The 16670-nt window shown below is 61.7% G+C and carries 14 protein-coding genes; 12 read left to right on the top strand and 2 right to left on the bottom strand.

The genetic code is table 11. The features are described from left to right. The first annotated feature begins 95 nt into the window (after positions 1 to 95). From ACW5E8_RS07680 to ACW5E8_RS07635, 10 genes are all read left to right on the top strand, one after another. A complete protein-coding gene (locus ACW5E8_RS07680; RefSeq protein WP_456964874.1) occupies positions 96 to 3677 on the top strand; it encodes a methylmalonyl-CoA mutase family protein in 3582 nt (1193 codons plus the stop codon). A gap of 157 nt (positions 3678 to 3834) precedes the next feature. Then, positions 3835 to 5247, top strand: a complete 1413-nt coding sequence (locus tag ACW5E8_RS07675; RefSeq protein ID WP_456964873.1) for an AAA family ATPase — start codon at positions 3835 to 3837, stop codon at positions 5245 to 5247. A 2-nt stretch (positions 5248 to 5249) separates the two neighbouring features. Beyond that, on the top strand, positions 5250 to 6173 hold the full coding sequence (locus ACW5E8_RS07670; RefSeq protein WP_456964872.1) for a DUF4435 domain-containing protein: 924 nt from the start codon (positions 5250 to 5252) through the stop codon (positions 6171 to 6173). 581 nt (positions 6174 to 6754) lie between these two features. Beyond that, the gene (locus tag ACW5E8_RS07665; protein ID WP_456964871.1) at positions 6755 to 8788 is read left to right on the top strand and encodes a DUF2075 domain-containing protein; all 2034 of its coding nucleotides are present in this window, start codon (positions 6755 to 6757) and stop codon (positions 8786 to 8788) included. An 8-nt stretch (positions 8789 to 8796) separates the two neighbouring features. Continuing rightward, a complete protein-coding gene (locus ACW5E8_RS07660) occupies positions 8797 to 9675 on the top strand; it encodes a nuclease-related domain-containing protein (protein ID WP_456964870.1) in 879 nt (292 codons plus the stop codon). Between the two features lie 121 nt (positions 9676 to 9796). Next, entirely contained in the window at positions 9797 to 10408 is a 612-nt protein-coding gene (locus tag ACW5E8_RS07655) for a hypothetical protein (RefSeq protein WP_456964869.1), read from the top strand. A 163-nt stretch (positions 10409 to 10571) separates the two neighbouring features. Beyond that, a complete protein-coding gene (locus ACW5E8_RS07650; protein ID WP_456964868.1) occupies positions 10572 to 10940 on the top strand; it encodes a hypothetical protein in 369 nt (122 codons plus the stop codon). Positions 10941 to 11024: 84 nt separating this feature from the next. Then, entirely contained in the window at positions 11025 to 11750 is a 726-nt protein-coding gene (locus tag ACW5E8_RS07645) for a phospholipase D family protein (RefSeq protein WP_456964867.1), read from the top strand. A 38-nt stretch (positions 11751 to 11788) separates the two neighbouring features. Beyond that, positions 11789 to 12565 carry a restriction endonuclease gene (locus ACW5E8_RS07640; protein ID WP_456964866.1) on the top strand — a complete coding sequence of 259 codons (777 nt, stop codon included), beginning with the start codon at positions 11789 to 11791 and terminating at the stop codon, positions 12563 to 12565. Between the two features lie 232 nt (positions 12566 to 12797). Continuing rightward, entirely contained in the window at positions 12798 to 13310 is a 513-nt protein-coding gene (locus ACW5E8_RS07635) for a hypothetical protein (protein WP_456964865.1), read from the top strand. Positions 13311 to 13383: 73 nt separating this feature from the next. Here the strand turns inward: ACW5E8_RS07635 and ACW5E8_RS07630 are convergent, their stop codons facing one another. Next, a complete protein-coding gene (locus tag ACW5E8_RS07630; RefSeq protein WP_456964864.1) occupies positions 13384 to 14931 on the bottom strand; it encodes a hypothetical protein in 1548 nt (515 codons plus the stop codon). Positions 14932 to 15206: 275 nt separating this feature from the next. Between ACW5E8_RS07630 and ACW5E8_RS07625 the strand changes: the two genes are divergently transcribed. Continuing rightward, complete coding sequence (locus ACW5E8_RS07625) at positions 15207 to 15482, top strand: hypothetical protein (protein ID WP_456964863.1); 276 nt, start codon at positions 15207 to 15209, stop codon at positions 15480 to 15482. Positions 15483 to 15537: 55 nt separating this feature from the next. On the opposite strand, the gene ACW5E8_RS07620 is transcribed toward ACW5E8_RS07625, so the two are convergent. After that, complete coding sequence (locus tag ACW5E8_RS07620) at positions 15538 to 15798, bottom strand: SIMPL domain-containing protein (protein ID WP_456964862.1); 261 nt, start codon at positions 15796 to 15798, stop codon at positions 15538 to 15540. Between the two features lie 162 nt (positions 15799 to 15960). Between ACW5E8_RS07620 and ACW5E8_RS07615 the strand changes: the two genes are divergently transcribed. Beyond that, complete coding sequence (locus ACW5E8_RS07615) at positions 15961 to 16665, top strand: class I SAM-dependent methyltransferase (protein WP_456964861.1); 705 nt, start codon at positions 15961 to 15963, stop codon at positions 16663 to 16665. The last annotated feature ends 5 nt before the right edge of the window (positions 16666 to 16670 follow it).

The following is a 16670-nucleotide window of genomic DNA, read 5'->3' as shown; positions in this document are numbered from 1 at the left end:
GGCAGGCCGTTTCCCGGGCCGATCGTCACGCGGAAGCGCCTGCAGGGGCGCGGGTTACAATCGAATGAATCCGTTTTCGCCCCTGGAACTGCCTCATGAGCGTCCCCGCCAGCCACCCGATCGCCACCGCCCGCGCCGAAGCCGCACCGCTGCGCTTTGTCACCGCCGCCAGCCTGTTCGACGGCCACGACGCCGCGATCAACATCATGCGGCGCCTGATCCAGTCACAGGGCGCGGAGGTCATCCACCTTGGCCACAACCGCTCGGTGGAAGACGTGGTGCGCGCCGCGCTGCAGGAGGATGCCGACGCCATCGCACTGTCCAGCTACCAGGGCGGGCACGTCGAGTACATGAAGTACATGGTCGACATGCTCCGCGAGCACAACGCCGGCCACATCCGCGTGGTCGCCGGCGGTGGCGGCACCATCACCCCGGAAGAGATCCGCGAGCTGCAGGACTACGGCGTCGAGCGCATCTACCACCCCAACGACGGCATGAAGCTGGGCCTGGTGGAGATGATCGAAGACGTGGTGGCGCGGGTCACCGCCGCCCGCGAGCAGCGCGGCCAGGCGCACCTGCCGCCGGCGGATGACGTGATCGCCCGCATCGGCCCGTCGCATGCGGACCCGGACCAGGTCGCCATCGGCCACGCGCTGTCGGCGATCGAAGCCGGCACCTACAGCGAGTCCGAATTGACCGCCCTGCGCAAGCAGTGGGACGTCGGCACGCACGCGCCGGTGATCGGCATCACCGGCACCGGCGGTGCCGGCAAGTCGTCGGTGACGGATGAGCTGCTGAACCGGTTCCTGGCCAGCTTCCCCGAGCTGCGCATCGCCGTGGTCTCGGTGGACCCGACCCGCCGCCGCACCGGCGGCGCGCTGCTCGGCGACCGCATCCGCATGAACTCCTTGCGGTCCCATCGCGTGTACATGCGCTCGATGGCCACGCGCCGGCAGAACGTCGCCACCAACGTGGTGCTGAAGGACTGCATCGCCTACCTGCGCGGCCTGGGCTTTGGCCTGGTGATCGTGGAGACCGCCGGCATCGGCCAGTCGGACTCGGAGATCGTCGACATGGTCGACTTCCCGATGTACGTCATGACCAGCGACTACGGTGCCGCCAGCCAGCTCGAGAAGATCGACATGATCGACTTCGCCGAGCTGATCGTGCTCAACAAGTACGACAAGCGCGGCGCCGAAGACGCCCTGCGCGACATCCGCAAGCAGTGGAAGCGCAACCGCGTGGCGTTCAAGACCGCCGACGAAGACGTACCGGTCTATCCCACCATCGCCAGCCAGTTCAATGATCCGGGCATCAGCTGGATGTTTGCCAACCTGTGCCGGCTGCTGCGCGAAAAGCTTTCGCTGCCGGCCGAGCGGTGGACGCCGAACGTCGACACCTCGTTGAAGGAGCCGCGGGCTACGGTGCTGATTCCGGGGGCGCGGGTGCGGTACCTGGCGGAGATCGCGGAGCAGGGCAGGGCGATCAACGCGAGCATCGAGAAGCAGGCTGAGGCGGCGGATCGGGCGCAGGCGTTCTGGCAGTCGTTGCAGGAGCTTGGTGATCCTGCGCTGCCGGGGGCGCTGGATCTTTACGGCATGAGCGATGTTGTCTCGCGAAGGCGCGAAGACGCGAAGGAGGGCGATGCGGGGGTGGTGGACCGGAGTCTGCTGACGCTGCGGCAGCGGTATAACGATGCGCTGCAGTCGTTGACGCCGGATTCGTTGAACCTGCTGCGGGCGTGGCCGGAGCGGTTGAAGTCGATCACCGATGAGGTGACCGAGTACGAAGTGCGTGGCAAGGCGATCCGGGTGGAGAACTATCGCGAGTCGTTGAGCCACCAGAAGATTCCCAAGATCGCGGCGCCGACGTACAAGAGCTGGGGCGAGCTGCTGACGTTCCTGGGCAAGGAGAATTTGCCGGGCAGCTATCCGTACACGGGTGGCGTGTATCCGTACCGGCGTACCGGGGAGGACCCGATCCGCATGTTCGCCGGCGAGGGCACGCCGGAGCGCACCAACCGTCGTTTTCATTACCTGTCGGTGGGCCAGCCGGCTGCGCGCCTGTCCACTGCGTTCGACTCGGTCACCCTGTACGGCGAAGACCCCGCGCCGCGCCCGGACATCTACGGCAAGATCGGCAACTCCGGCGTCAACGTGCCCACGCTCGACGACATGAAGAAGCTGTACTCCGGCTTCGACCTGTGCGCGCCCACCACCAGCGTGTCGATGACCATCAACGGTCCCGCGCCGATGATCCTGGCGATGTTCATGAACTGCGCCGTCGACCAGCAGGTGGAGAAGTACCTGAAGGCCGACCCCGCGCGCTGGGCCGCCGCCGAACAGAAGCTCGCCAAGGTCTTTGAAGGCAAGCAGCGCCCGCGCTATTACGGCGACCTGCCGCCCACCAACGACGGCCTCGGCCTGGGCCTGCTGGGCGTGACCGGCAACGAGATGGTGGATGCGGAGACCTACGCACGCATCAAGGCCGAGACGCTCAAGACCGTGCGCGGCACCGTGCAGGCCGACATCCTGAAGGAGGACCAGGCGCAGAACACCTGCATCTTCAGCACCGAGTTCGCCCTGCGCATGATGGGCGACATCCAGCAGTACTTCGTCGACAACGGCGTGCGCAACTTCTACTCGGTGAGCATTTCCGGGTATCACATTGCCGAAGCCGGGGCGAACCCGATCAGCCAGCTGGCCTTTACGCTTTCCAACGGCTTCACCATCGTCGAGTACTACCTGGCGCGCGGCATGAAGATCGACGACTTCGCGCCCAACCTGTCGTTCTTCTTCTCCAACGGCATGGACCCCGAGTACACCGTGATCGGCCGCGTGGCCCGCCGCATCTGGGCGCGCGCCATGCGCGAGCGCTACGGCGCCAACGAGCGCAGCCAGATGATGAAGTACCACATCCAGACCAGCGGCCGCAGCCTGCACGCGCAGGAGATCCAGTTCAACGACATCCGCACCACGCTGCAGGCGCTGTACGCGCTGTTCGACAACTGCAACTCACTGCACACCAACGCCTACGACGAAGCCATCACCACGCCGACCGAAGAGAGCGTGCGCCGCGCCGTGGCCATCCAGATGATCATCAACAAGGAGCTGGGGCTCAACTTCAACGAGAACCCCTGGCAGGGCAGCTTCGCCGTCGACTACCTGACCGGCATGGTGGAAGAGGCCGTGTACAAGGAGTTCGAAGCCATCAGCGAGCGCGGCGGCGTGCTGGGCGCCATGGACACCATGTACCAGCGCGGCAAGATCCAGGAAGAGAGCCTGTACTACGAACACAAGAAGCACGACGGCAGCCTGCCGCTGGTGGGCGTGAACACGTTCCTGCCGAAGGAGCACGCCGGCGAGATCGCCACCGAGATCGAACTGATCCGCAGCACGGAAGAAGAGAAGGGCCAGCAGATCGCCAACGTGGAGCTGTGGCAGCAGGGGCGCAACGCCCTGGCGCCGGCCGGCGAAACGTCACATGCACATCAGGCGGCGTCGGATGAAGAGCCGGAGGTGGTGCATGACGGGCATGGCCTGGCGTACCTTCAGAACACGGCGCGGGAGAGGAGCAACGTGTTCGAGGCGCTGATGGAGGCGGTGAAGACGCATAGCCTGGGGCAGATCAGCCATGCGCTTTATGACGTGGGTGGGGAGTATCGAAGGAATATGTAGCCGTTACTCGGCCGCAAAGCGATCAAGTTTTCCGCCGTCGCGACAATGCGGCAGTACGCTGCATCGCTGAATGTCCGCGCTTTGACAGTAGTCGCGTCGTCGTGTTGGCGAAAACATTAATGCCGACTAGGTTGCTCAGCAATTACCAGGGGGCCATATGAGTCAAATTACGGGCTTTACTATCACCAAGCTATTTGGCTCTAGAAACATAAGTCTGGAGATAACGAATGGCGCGCTTATTCTAGTTGGGCCTAACGGAGCCGGAAAAAGCACCGTAATTAACATATTTTACTTCTTCGTTACTCGTCAGTGGGACAGGCTGCTTGAGTACGACTTCCAGGCGGTCGCCGTAAGTAGTGGCGACCGGGTGATCGAAACAACGCGTGATCAGATCTTCGGATTGCAGCGGCTCAATCGAGCTTTAGCAGACATCGCTCCCATGTCGCGCCCCGGCCGACTTATTAATCGGTTGAGAGAGCTGGGGCAGCTGGAGGAGTTCTTTCTTGTTGCCTCGAAGAACACTGGCGACCGGCGGCGTTTCGCGGAAATTCTTTCTGTTCCGCCTTCAGAAATCTTGCAGCTCCACCATTACCTGATGAGGCGTGTCCCAGATACAGAGGGCGAGTCACAAGATTCTCCCCGTGTCGAGCTTGAGCGCGCCCTGGCGGAAGTAGTATCTGGTCGAGTTCTCTACTTGCCCACATATCGGCGAATCGAAAAAGATCTGAAAGAAATCTTTCCAGACTTGGAAGAACACATTCGCAGATTTGGAATTTTGGAGTCAGCTGGGTTCTCAGCTAGATCCTCCGGCCACTATGTCGATCTTGTCAGCTTCGGAATGAACGACGTCAAAGAGAATGTCGACAGACGAATGGGCGAGATGCGTGACTATTCCTTGAAGCAATACAACGATCTGTCAGCGACGTATCTAAGAGATGTGATTAGAGGTCAAGGCGATTCCTTTGTTGCCAAGGACCTAAATGAGCTGACAGAAGAGCGTATTACGGAGATTCTCGATAGGGTAGACGAGACTGCTCTGCCAGCAAAAGACAAAAGCTTGCTTCTTAAAAAAGTAAAGCAGATTCAGCAGAAGAAGAAGTCATCGCTCGCGCTTAGCGACAAATTCTTGGCCCACTATTTCAGTAGGCTTGTGGCGGTGAATGTAGAGATCGGCGAAAGAGAGCGTGACATCACCTCGTTTGTACAGGTATGCAATGCGTATTTGAATCCCTCTAAGAAAATGGTATACGACGAGATAAAGTTTTCTATTAGGACTGAGGACGAAAGCGGAAAGAGAATTGAGCTGGCTGCACTGTCTTCTGGGGAAAAGCAGATCGTTTCGATATTTTCACATTTGTATCTTGATGACGCGGTGAACCAGGTTGTCATCATCGACGAGCCAGAGCTTTCGCTTTCAGTTCCTTGGCAGAAGCGTTTTCTGATTGATATTATGCGGAGTGGAAAATGTTCTATGTTGCTAGCTGTTACGCATAGTCCGTTTATCTACGAGCAAGAGCTTAGAGAATCTGCTGTCGATCTTCGTAGGGCTACAACGATTGCAGGGGCATAGAAATGGAGGACTTTGCCGATTATTTAGTTTCTCAGTCCCAGACTGAGAGCGCTGCCTTGCATGAGTTCATGTTGCGGTTTGTGGAAAGTAGTGATGATTTGCACCTCTTTTTTGAGGGAGAGGAAGATCCTTCTTTCTATATGCCAGCCGTGCGAGCTCGCGCATCGAAGCTTATTAGCTGGAAGTACGTTTGTAACGGCAAGCCCGCGTTGGCTGAGCTGCGCAACTACTTAGTAAAAAAGGGGTATCCGCTCAGTAGGGTGCTTTTCTTTGTGGATCGGGATTTTGATGATCTTCTTGGCTGCCAAATCAGCAGTGAACCTAGAACGTTCATAACTGATTATTACTCGATTGAGAACTACCTGGTAGGAAGGTCGCAAGCGGAAGTAGTTTTAGTAGACCTTTCGGGATTGTCGCAGGGCGACTTCGACTGTTCAAAATTCTTGTCATCGATTGAGGATCTTCTAGCGCAATGTGCGAAAGCAGCGTTGCCTTACATTGCAATGACACTGGCAGCGCGGGAGCGGGGGCTCAAGACAAATCTGCAGAATCTGACGCTTTCAAATGTGTTCGTTGTCTCCTTGGAATCCAGTCAGATAAAGCGCCGTCAAGGTGCTGCGTCTCGCTGCCGCGCGTCCGTTCTGCCGAAGGATGCCGTAGTGCCATTCCAGGACCAGCTACGCTGGGCGCGTCGTCTGCGTGCGATCAACAGCAAGCTTTGGTTCCGTGGAAAGTATGAGCTGTGGTTCTTTGAGAAGCTTTTGATGCTTTTTCTTGAACAGCTTGCCGTAAAGAGGCGTTCAGCGAAGCGCAAGGCTGTTAGGGTTCCTGCATCCTTGCGCGAGGGTCGTCTTTTTGAGGCATTGGGTGGTCGGCTTGGCCCAATCACCTCCCTGGACGCCTTTCTTGAGGGCGCAATTCCGTAGCGCCGAGCAGCCGCAGCCGCGAGCGGATGCGGCGGGTGCTGGTACTCACTGAGGGGGGCGGCGGCAAGAAGGGATGCCGCATGGGTAGCCTACCTGTACGACGCGCTGCGGATAGTGCTGGCGGCTGGCAGGCGAGACTGTGCTGCCGCCCGCCCTGTACGTGCTGCCTGAGCAATTCGGCTGCGCGTCTTACTTCGACGGCTTCCGCGCGGCTCATGAGCATTCATCCTGCTCACCGCGTACGTGCATTACCGCGACTTTCCCACTGACTGAGTTACCGCGTTTTACTGCCTAAACCATGAAGGAATGCGCGCGGGCTAGCGCCGGGCAGAGCTGTCGAACCTGCTGGTCCCGGACGACTCAAACAGCGATAAGCGCTAGACAATCCACTGTTCCATGCGCTAGTCACGACTTGGTCCGTGGACGCTCAGTGGCTCTGGCGGTCACCCCTACCGGTTAGTGCAAAAAGCACTACGGCAACGTCGCCCAGTCGGATTAGGGCAGGGACTTCGTCCTTTGTGAGGTGGCTGCCTCAGGTCAAAGTGGCTAGCGGGCTATCCTAGTGGCCACAAGGGGAAGTCATGACGGCCCAGCAATCCACCTCTCGGGGCGTATTACGCCGCTTCGGTTACGGCGCCGAGGCGAGCGTCTTTCTGAAGGCCACGCCCGATGATGTCATCGGTCAGCTCACCAGAAGATCCCGCTTCAATGTTGAGCAGACGCAAGTTCGCGCTTGGCAGGGGACGATCGACGTCATCAAGTCCGCGCTTACCGCATTAGGCGCACGTGGGCACGTGTTCCTGGAATTCGATATTCCCCGCATGGGGCGGCGTGTCGACGTGGTTCTAGTGCTTGACCATGTGGTGTTCGTGATCGAGTTCAAGGTTGGCGCGCAGGCAGCGCTTGCCGGCGACATCGATCAGGTGATCGACTACGCGTTGGACCTGAAGCACTTCCATGAGCCAAGCCATCAAGCACCTTTGGTGCCGGTGCTCGTCGCCACCGCGGCTCCCGCCCAGCCATTGTCGGTGGCGACGAGCAGTGCGGCAGATGGACTCTTTGACTGCCTTAGCTGTAATGCGGACACGCTTGGGGCTACCTTGAATCAAGTGCTCTGCTTCGCAGTCGGGCCGATGATTGACGCGCAAGCCTGGGTGGCCGGACGCTACCGGCCGACGCCTACCATCGTCGAGGCTGCGATGGCGCTGTATGCCCGGCACTCCGTTGTCGACATTTCGCGCAGTGATGCGGCAAATCTCGGGCAGACGTCTGGGTTCATTACAGGGGTCATTCAGGACGCGCGAGCACAAGGAAGGAAGGCGCTGTGCTTCGTAACCGGAGTTCCTGGGGCAGGTAAGACCCTTGTAGGCCTGGATGTGGCGACGCAGAGCACCGAGGCGGCTGAGGAACTTCATGCGGTGTACCTCTCCGGAAACGGACCGCTGGTCAAGGTGCTCCACGAGGCGCTCGCGCGTGACAAGGTGCGACGCGAAGCGGAGGTGGGAAGCAACCTGCGCATCGGTGACGCTCGGCGCCAAGTGAAGAGCTTCATCCAGGCGGTTCATCATTTTCGGGATGAGGGGCTTTCCGACTCAAGGCCGCCACACGATCACGTCGCCATCTTCGATGAGGCGCAACGTGCTTGGGATCGGGAGCAAACTGCATCGTTCATGCAGAGAAAGCGCGGGTTGGCAGGCTTCGACAAGTCCGAGCCGGAGTTCCTCATTTCGTGCCTTGATCGCCATCACGACTGGGCTGTCGTTGTATGCCTGGTGGGGACAGGACAGGAGATCAACCGTGGTGAGGCCGGCATCGGTGAGTGGCTGGCGTCTTTAAGCCGTAGCTTTCCGGATTGGCAGGTCTACGTATCTCCATCAATTGACCGGCGAGATCCGGTGGTAACCGAAGAGCTGGCATCTGCCCGTGAGCGCGGAAAGTTGCATGAGGCTCAATCGCTGCATCTAGCTACGTCAGTGCGCTCGTTCCGGTCTGAGCGCGTGTCCGAGTTCGTTAATCGCCTGCTGGATCTGGATGTCGAAGGCGCGAGCGGCATGCTTGCAGAGGTAACAGAGCGCTTTCCGATTCTGCTAACGCGGGATCTGGGGCTGGCCAAGATATGGGTGCGGGCGCGGGCGCGCGGCACAGAGCGCTATGGGATGGTGGTGTCCTCGCAAGCGCAGCGGTTGAAGCCTCACGCCATTGACGTGCGCGTTCCGATTGATCCGGTGCACTGGTTTCTCGCTGGAAAGGACGATACGCGTTCGTCCTATTACCTGGAGGACGTTGCCACCGAGTTCCAGGTTCAGGGGCTTGAGCTTGATTGGAGTTGCGTCGTCTGGGACGGCGACCTGCGATATCTCGGCGATCGGTGGGGCTACTTCGGATTCGTTGGGGACAGCTGGAAGCGCGTGCTGAAAGATGATCGCCGCCGATACCTGCTGAATGCCTATCGCGTGCTGCTCACCCGCGCGAGGCAAGGGACAGTCATCGTGGTGCCTCGAGGCGACGCGCATGACCCAACTCGAACGCATGACGTGTACGACCACACGTACGAGCTGCTTCGTCGAGTTGGCATGCGCGAACTGCCTGCAGTTTCTCAGGAGGTTGGCGCATGAGATGGAGTGTGTTACTCGGACTTGTTCCGTTCTTTGCTTCGACGCTGCTTGCCCTGGCCTGTGCCCTGACCTTCAAGGCAATTCGGGCACGCTCGCGTCGTCGCTCGCCCTTGATGGGTCGCAAGTTGGGTCACCTGCCTGGTCAGCAACTTCTGAAGCGGATTGCAGACCATCACGATCAAGTCGTTGACGGCATCATGCTGATGTTCTTGGCGCTGCCGCTGATGTTCACGGCTTGGGCAGGCCTTCGAATCGATTGGGCGGCAATCAAGTGGGGCGGTACCGAGACGGTGTTTCTAGTTGTTGGTCTTGGCGTCTTCGTCTACGCGTTCTGGGGCTACGTGAGGGCTTTCCTCGCTCGGGATCGTGCCAGTGATGGACTTGTCGCTGAGCGCGTGACGGGAATGCAGTTAAACCGACTTGTCGCGAACGGCTGCGCGGTATTGCATGACCTGCCCGGCGATGACTTCAATATCGACCATGTAGTGGTCTCGCCGCGCGGCGTCTACGTCGTAGAGACAAAGTCGTTTCGAAAGGCCAAGCATCTGGAAGGCGATGAGGCTTGCCGCGTCACCTTCGACGGCGATCAATTGGTGTTCCCAGATTTCCGCACCCGAAAGCCGCTCGATCAGGCGGTTCGGAATGCGCACTGGGTCGCTCGCGAGCTGCGGGAAACCTTGGGCCGTGATGTTCCAGTCATGGCTGCCGTCGCTCTGCCAGGATGGTTTGTGACCAGAACTGAGGCCGGCAAAAGGTCCACGATAATTGTCTTCACTCCCATGGGGAAGGGAGCGGAGTTCATGACCTGGGAGCCAGTACGCCTCAGCCCAGACGAGCGCGGAACGATCGCCAAGGCATTGGCTGTGCGGTATCCGAGCCTCGAGTAGGCGCGCAACGTCAGCTTCTGCCGCAGTTGCTGACCTTCTCAGTACTTCCGCGCCTGTAGACGACCCCAACGTCTGGCACAGGACCTGCTGCGTCCTTGGGACTCACAAGGAAGGAGCCGTCATGAAATTCGTCATCGCATTTATCGCTGCACTCGTTCTTTCGGGCTGCGCGTCGTCCCATGTGCTGGTGGGTCAGGCCCGCGAGCCGATCTCCGCCGAACAAGTCAGGCTGTACGTCGAGCCTCCGGCGCGCTACGAGACAGTCGCCCTTCTTGAGGCGAGCAATCGCGGTGCTCTGAACTTCACAGATCAGCAGCGGACTAATACGGTCATTGAGCGCATGAAGGAAGAGGCTGCGGCCTTGGGCGCCAACGGCATCTTGCTGCAGGGCATGGGTAGTCAGTACGCGGGCAGCATTGGCAGCGGCAATGCTTGGGCAAGCGGCAACAGTGTTCACGGTGTCGGGTTCTCGACCGCAATCATGAATCGCACGGGTAATGGACTGGCGATCTATGTGCCGGACTCGGGGCACGTCGCGAACGCGCCTCAATACGCACCGGACTCACGCGCCCAATCTGAAGCAGGGCCCGCGGTTGCGCACACGGAACTTGAAGTGCCGCAACCTGCAGTTGCCCCTCTGCCTTCGACGCCATCCTCGGCGCCCGTGCAGCGTCCGTATGAGGCTGACCCGGCCAAGCGCTGTGACGCCTGTGGGCGCCTGACGTCGCCGTAATCGCGAATTAGCTGACTGGGTTGCCATCCTGCAGCCGGAGTCGATTAGACGCAGAGCTAGTCGACTTCGCTCAGAGGGGGAGGCGGGGCTGTCCGTCGCACATTCGCATCCCGTGAGATCTAGTGCTTCTAACTTCTAGGTCCCGAGATGGATGGAAGCCGACATGGAGCAGTCCCGCTGTATTTTTGAGTACCTCTACCGCGACGCGGGCAACTTCAAGACCAACGGTCGTCTTCTGCTGACTGGAACCACAGACGGGGCCGAGGAGACGATTCGGGCGTGTCTGGACTGGGGTGATCAGTTCGTCGCCGAGCAGGTCCGTATCCCGGCGTTGTGTGACGAGCACTGGACGTCCGTGGGTGAAGGCCCGTCGGATCTGGACCACGCATTCCATGAATTTGTTGGTTTGCGCCCAATGACCGAGGGCGACTCCGGTCTGCGGCTGTGGGGGTCGATCGAAGATCTCGTGACGCGGATGCAGGGTGCAGCGCGTAGCTGGGATGTAACGCTTTCGCCCAACTGTGATCTGTGACTCCAAGGCGTGCCGGCCGCGCTGAGCATACCCCCCGGTCACGGCTGGTGGCAGAATCCCGTGGTCCCCGACCAAGGAACGGCCATGGCCAAGTTTCTCAACACCAGCGCTACCAACTATTTTCTCGAGGAGCTCATCAAGGATGCCAAAGACCGGCTGATCCTGATCAGTCCGTACCTGAAGCTCAACGACCGGGTAAGGGAGCTGCTGGCCGACAAGAACCGCCTCAAGATCGATGTGCGCATGGTCTATGGCAAGAGCGAGCTGCAGCCGGCCGAGATCAGCTGGCTGCGCGAGCAGACTTACGTGCGCACCAGCTTCTGCAAGAACCTGCACGCCAAGTGCTATCTCAACGAAGAGCTGTGCATCGTCACCAGCCTCAACCTCTACGAGTTCAGCCAGGTCAACAACAACGAAATGGGAATCCTGATCCGACGCTCCGATGACCCGGAGCTCTATCGCGACGCCTACGAGGAAGCACAGCGGATCATCCGCATCAGCGACGAGGTCAGGATTTCGCTAGAGCGTGTGGCGAGCATCGATGTCCCGGCGGAAAAGACCGAACCTGGGAGCCAGGGCGACGCAGAGGGGGAGGCCGGCGACGGCGGCAAAGTCACATCCTCAAAGCTGGCGCGCAAGCTGGGACTCAAGACCAACGAGTTCCTCGACAAGCTGGTCGCGGGCGGTCATCTCGAGATGAAGGACGGCAAGCACCACCTCACCGAAGCCGGAAGGAATGCGGGTGGCGAGTTTCGGCTGAGCCCACGCTTCGGGCCGTATTTCCTGTGGCCTGAAACTTTCGCGGTCTGATCATGGCAGGCACTCGCTCAAGATACGGCCGGCCGCGGGTGGTCAACCCTCACGACGACAAGCTGGCGCGACTGGATCCCGGTGCATTCGAAGCCTTGGTCGCCACGCACTACCGCGAATTAGGCTACGAGGTAGAGAGGATTGGACATGGCGGCGCCCATTTCGATGGCGGCATCGACCTCAAGCTGCGGCGTGGCACCGAGTACATCGTCGTGCAATGTAAGCGCGAGAACGCACTTCAGGTAACCCACAATGTGGGGCACGAGCTGATTGGCGTGATGTGCACGCAGGGTGCCACGGGCGCCATCGTGGTCAATGCGGGTGAGTTCACTCCGTATGCGCGCGAAAGCGCCCGAGGCGACAGACGCCTCGCGCTGGTGGATGGTGACGAGGTTCGGCGCTGGTTCCCCGATCTTGCGGTGCCTGCCCCCAGTTTGGCGCCGGAATGGATTCCGGTTGGTGATGGGCCAAGTGCCCGGGTCGCCAGATCGCGGCCAGGGAACGAGGGCATCAAGCTGGTGGGTACGCTGCTCGCGCTTTCCGCACTTGTGCTGTGGCAGTGCAGTCGGCCGGAGCCCGTACGAAATGTGCCGGTCAAAGCTGCCAAAGCGATTCCAGCGGCGCGCACACCCACCACGATGGGCGCGCGAGCGGCGACGGCCACAAACGGTGAAGAGGCAGCAACTGCCCAGGCGGACGTCCCGGTCATCCATGAGCCGACTGCTGAAGAGTTCGCGGAGTGGAAGCGACGTAACGCGGAGTCCATGGACATCCTGCGCGATTCGACTCCAGAGATCGAGCTGCCGCCGCGGTGATGACGGTGGCTTGCGTGGCCGTTGGCTGACCGCGGCTGCGAACTTCGTGTAGAGATCACCCGGAAGCGGGTGCTCCAGGCGCCAGGTAATCGCCATTGGGCGCTCGCCCTCGCCAGCTCAGGTCGATTCCTCTGACGATCGCGGGTGACGCGCTAGACCCGAACGCTCAGGCTTTCGCGATAGATGCTCGCCCGGGACCTCGCGAGCTCTCCGGCGGATGCTGGGGCCGCAGATGGAGGGCTTCGAGCGCACGGTGCAGGGGCAGGGCCGGGACAGCGGTAGACGCTGGGGAACCACGGCCGGAAGCTTTGGCGTCTATGCGGCGGAGCGGCTTGTTTCCGCCGCGGAAGAGCGGATCCGCCACGGCGGAAAGCGACGCGGGAGGTCAATGATCGCCAGCAGCGTCGGGGCTGGGCTTTCGGCGATCTTGCTGAAGCTGCTGTTCGCGCTGGCACTGCTTTACTTCGGGAGCACGATTCTTCAGCGAGCCATTCGGAACATCGCGCCGACACCTGCCGCCGCTGTTGATAAGACGCAGCCCGCGGAGGCGCCTTCGAGTCCTGGAGCAGGGCCTGAAGCGGCACGGAGAAGCAGCACGAATGCGTACCAGTCGAGGCCGAGCGCTCCAGTGATCCACCAGCAGTCGCCAGCCGAAATGGAGGCATGGCGGAAACGTAATGCCGAATCCATGGAAATTTTGCGGGAATCGACGCCTGAACTGCCGGTCGACCCACGGAGACAGTGAGCTGTCCCGACGGCATCTTCAGGGGTTCCATGCTGGAGGTGCTCGTTGTGCGTCTGGGGTTCGCTCGGCGGCATCACCCGTCGTGATGCGTCTCCAGATAACCCGACACATCATTATTGGCGATGGCCAGCAACATGCCGTAGAGCGTGTCCTCCAGGCGGCGTGACATCGCGCCCGCGACCACCGGGTTGTCGCCGTACTCAGCCTGGATGCCCGCATCGACCATGTCCGCCAGTTCCTGCAGGCCGGCCTCGATCTCTTCGGGCGAGCCGGACATCAGCTCGGTGAGGTACTCCCTCAGGCCCGCCTCGATCTGGGAATCGCTCAGTCCTTCGGCGGTGCCGTACAGGTCGATGAGGAAGTCGGCGAACTTGCCGGTCGGGACAAGGCTGCCGATGGTGACCACCGTGTCGATGATTCGCAGGATGCCGTTGACGCGGGCCTCGTTCGATTCCAGGTCGCCCAGGAAGGGCATGGCCTGCGCGATCAGCAGGGCGGGTGACAGGATCTCCAGGCGCCCCAGTGCGTCCTGTGCTTCGGCGGACCGCGGATCCACGCCCACGATGTCCGCCTGTTCCTGGGTGTAGGCATCGAGCTTGTTGGCCACGGCTTCGCCGTAGGCATTGTCCCCGTTGAAGGCGGTCACGCCGAGCAGGAAGCCGAGGCGCCGGGAGTCGTCGGCGGCGTACTGGTCCGGGTTTTCGTAACCGTCGGTGAGGTCGTCGAAGATCGCGTCGGAATGGCTGATCATCAGGCGCGACAGGGCTTCGGTCCGGGGATCGGAAGTGCGCTGGGAGAAGATATCGTTCTGGACGAAGTATTCCTGGTTGTCGCCGGCCCAGTTGGCTATCTCCACGGCCAGCTCGGTGCTTCGGGGGCCACCGGCCTCGGCGACGGCGACGATCAGGCCGGCGAGGGCATCGGGTGAATGTGTGTCATAGCCAACGGAATCCTTGTCGGCCAGGAGCTCCCGGATGTGCTGGCGCTCGGCGGCACTGCGCTCGGGGGATGCATAGGCGTTGTACAGGGCCTGGCGGCTCAGTCCGTCGCCGCCCAAGCCTGCGACCACGATGTTCGCCCAACCGGTGATCGGTACCTCGGTGCCGTGCGCGGCCTGGTGGCGATCGGCACCGGCGAGGGTGTCCAGTGCCTGGGTGGCCATCGCCTCCTCGAAATCCTGCATGACCTGGCTGTTGGATGCGCCGAACAGCATCTGTGCGCCCCGCTCCTGCTGTGGACCGAAACCGCCAATGCCCAGGCCGAACACGTCATAGAGTTCGTCCTGGCTGAGCGAACCTTCCGCGTGCTTGGCGGCGATCGCGTCGGCAAGGGCGGTCATGCCGCTTCGCGGGTAGCCGCTGCCTTCTTGGGCGGCGAGGCTGGATGTGTTGATGATATCGGTCCAGCGATCCGGCTCTCGGCGCTGCAGTTCGTCGAGGATCGCCTTGGCCTCTTCGGGCGTGCAGCACTTGGAAAGCTCCTCCAGCAGTACGGCCGTGGGGTCGCCGCGTCCCTGTGCCTCCAGGACGTTGTCCACCGCCTGGTCGACATCGACCGCATTGCAGGACGGAGTGGTCGGGCTTGGCGCCCCTGCGTCGGGGGTCATGAGGATGTCGTACATGGCAGATATTCGACCGGTGTGGGGTGTCCCATGTTCGCGGCGGGCATGGGCACGCAACAGGTAGGGTAGACCCCAGCTCCATTCGAATACGTCCCGCGCTGGAAGCGTGCTCCTGGCCACGGTCTGTTCTCCAGCATGGCTCACACGCGGGCGGGAGCCGGAAGCCGGAAACGGGATCCGGGTCATGCTTGTCATCGATATTTCATGCGTTGTGCACGGTTCGCGCCGTTCGCGCTGGATTAGGGTGAGGCTCCCAACCAGGCAAGGAGCGTGCGATGAACAAGTGGACCCTTTCTGCGGCGGTCGTCCTGATGGCCGCCGGCTACAGCGCGGACGCGATGGCTGCGCGGCACTACATCCAGGTGATCGGCGAGTCCTACGGTCGCAGCGCCGAAGAGGCGATCGACAACGCGTGGCGCGACGCCGACAGGCAGTGCTACCTGAGCTGGGGCCAGTCCGACCAGGACATCACCGTCCTCGATGAATGGATCGACCCGGCGACCGGCTATTCGCATGCCCGGGTCTCGCTGGGCTGCACGCGGGACGACTGACCGTCACCGGGGAGGCGGGCATCGGCCCGCCTTGCCCAAACACCTGCACCCGGCCTCACCGCGAAATTTCGAACACCGCCGACACCCGCTCGGTGAATTCGATCGTCGGCTGCAGGTAGCGTCCGCTGTCCATGCGTGAGCCCGTGACCTGGATGCGATCCAGCGTGGTGTTCCCGTAACCATCCGACTGCATCGAGTTCAGGCTGTTGATGCTGTACACGGGCCCGAGTCGCCCGCCAAACGCCGTCGCCAGGCCGCCTGCCTTCTCGCGCGCATCCGCCACGGCCTGCGCGCGCGCGTCTTCGCGCAGGCGCACTTCCTGGCTGATCCGTTCAACGCCTGCTCCTCGTTCCCCGACTGGAGAATAGCCCAGCCGTCCCGACACCAGGCTGCGGGTTTTGCGTGCGCGATTCGCACCCGCCCAGCCCGACCCCCGGTCGGTTCCGGCTGTAGCCTGCGGGCGGTTAAAGTCGCCCGCATGGATGCCACTCAGATCGTCGAACTGTTCGACCAGCAGGCGCCGGGCTACGACCAGCAGTGGTCGCGCACCGTCGCCATCCGCGACTGCCTCTACTTCCTGCTCGATCCCATGCTCGCCGGGCTGCCTGCCGATGCACGGGTGCTGTGCGTGGGCGTGGGCACGGGGGTGGAAATGGCGCACCTGGCGCGGGCGTTCCCGAAGTGGACCTTTACCGCGCTGGAGCCATCGGGCCGGATGCTCGAGGCCTGCCGCGCCCGCGCCGCGGCGGAGGGATTCGCCGATCGCTGCCACTTCCACGAAGGCTTCGTCGACTCGCTGCCGGCCGGGACGAACTACGACGCCGCCACCTGTTTCCTGGTGTCGCAGTTCCTTGTCGACCGCGTGCAGCGCGTGCGCTTCTTCGCCGACATCGCCGCCCGCCTGCGCCCCGGCGGCCTGCTGGCGAGTTCGGACCTCGCCTCCGACGTGGCTTCGCCCGCTTACGGGGTGCTGCTGCCGGCCTGGCTGCGGATGATGTCCGCGGCGGAGGTGCCGGCAGAGGCCATCGAACGCGCCCGCGTCGCCTACACCCGGGACGTGGCGGTCCTGCCGCCGGCGGAGGTGGCATCCATCATCGCTTCCGGCGGCTTCGACACGCCAGTCCAGTTCTTCCAGGCCGGGCTGATCCATGCCTGGGTCTCGCGCCGCAGCGTGGTCGCCTGACGGCT

It is taken from the genome of Luteimonas sp. A649, from assembly GCF_054072735.1.
This window is presented reverse-complemented; position numbering and strand designations above follow the sequence as displayed.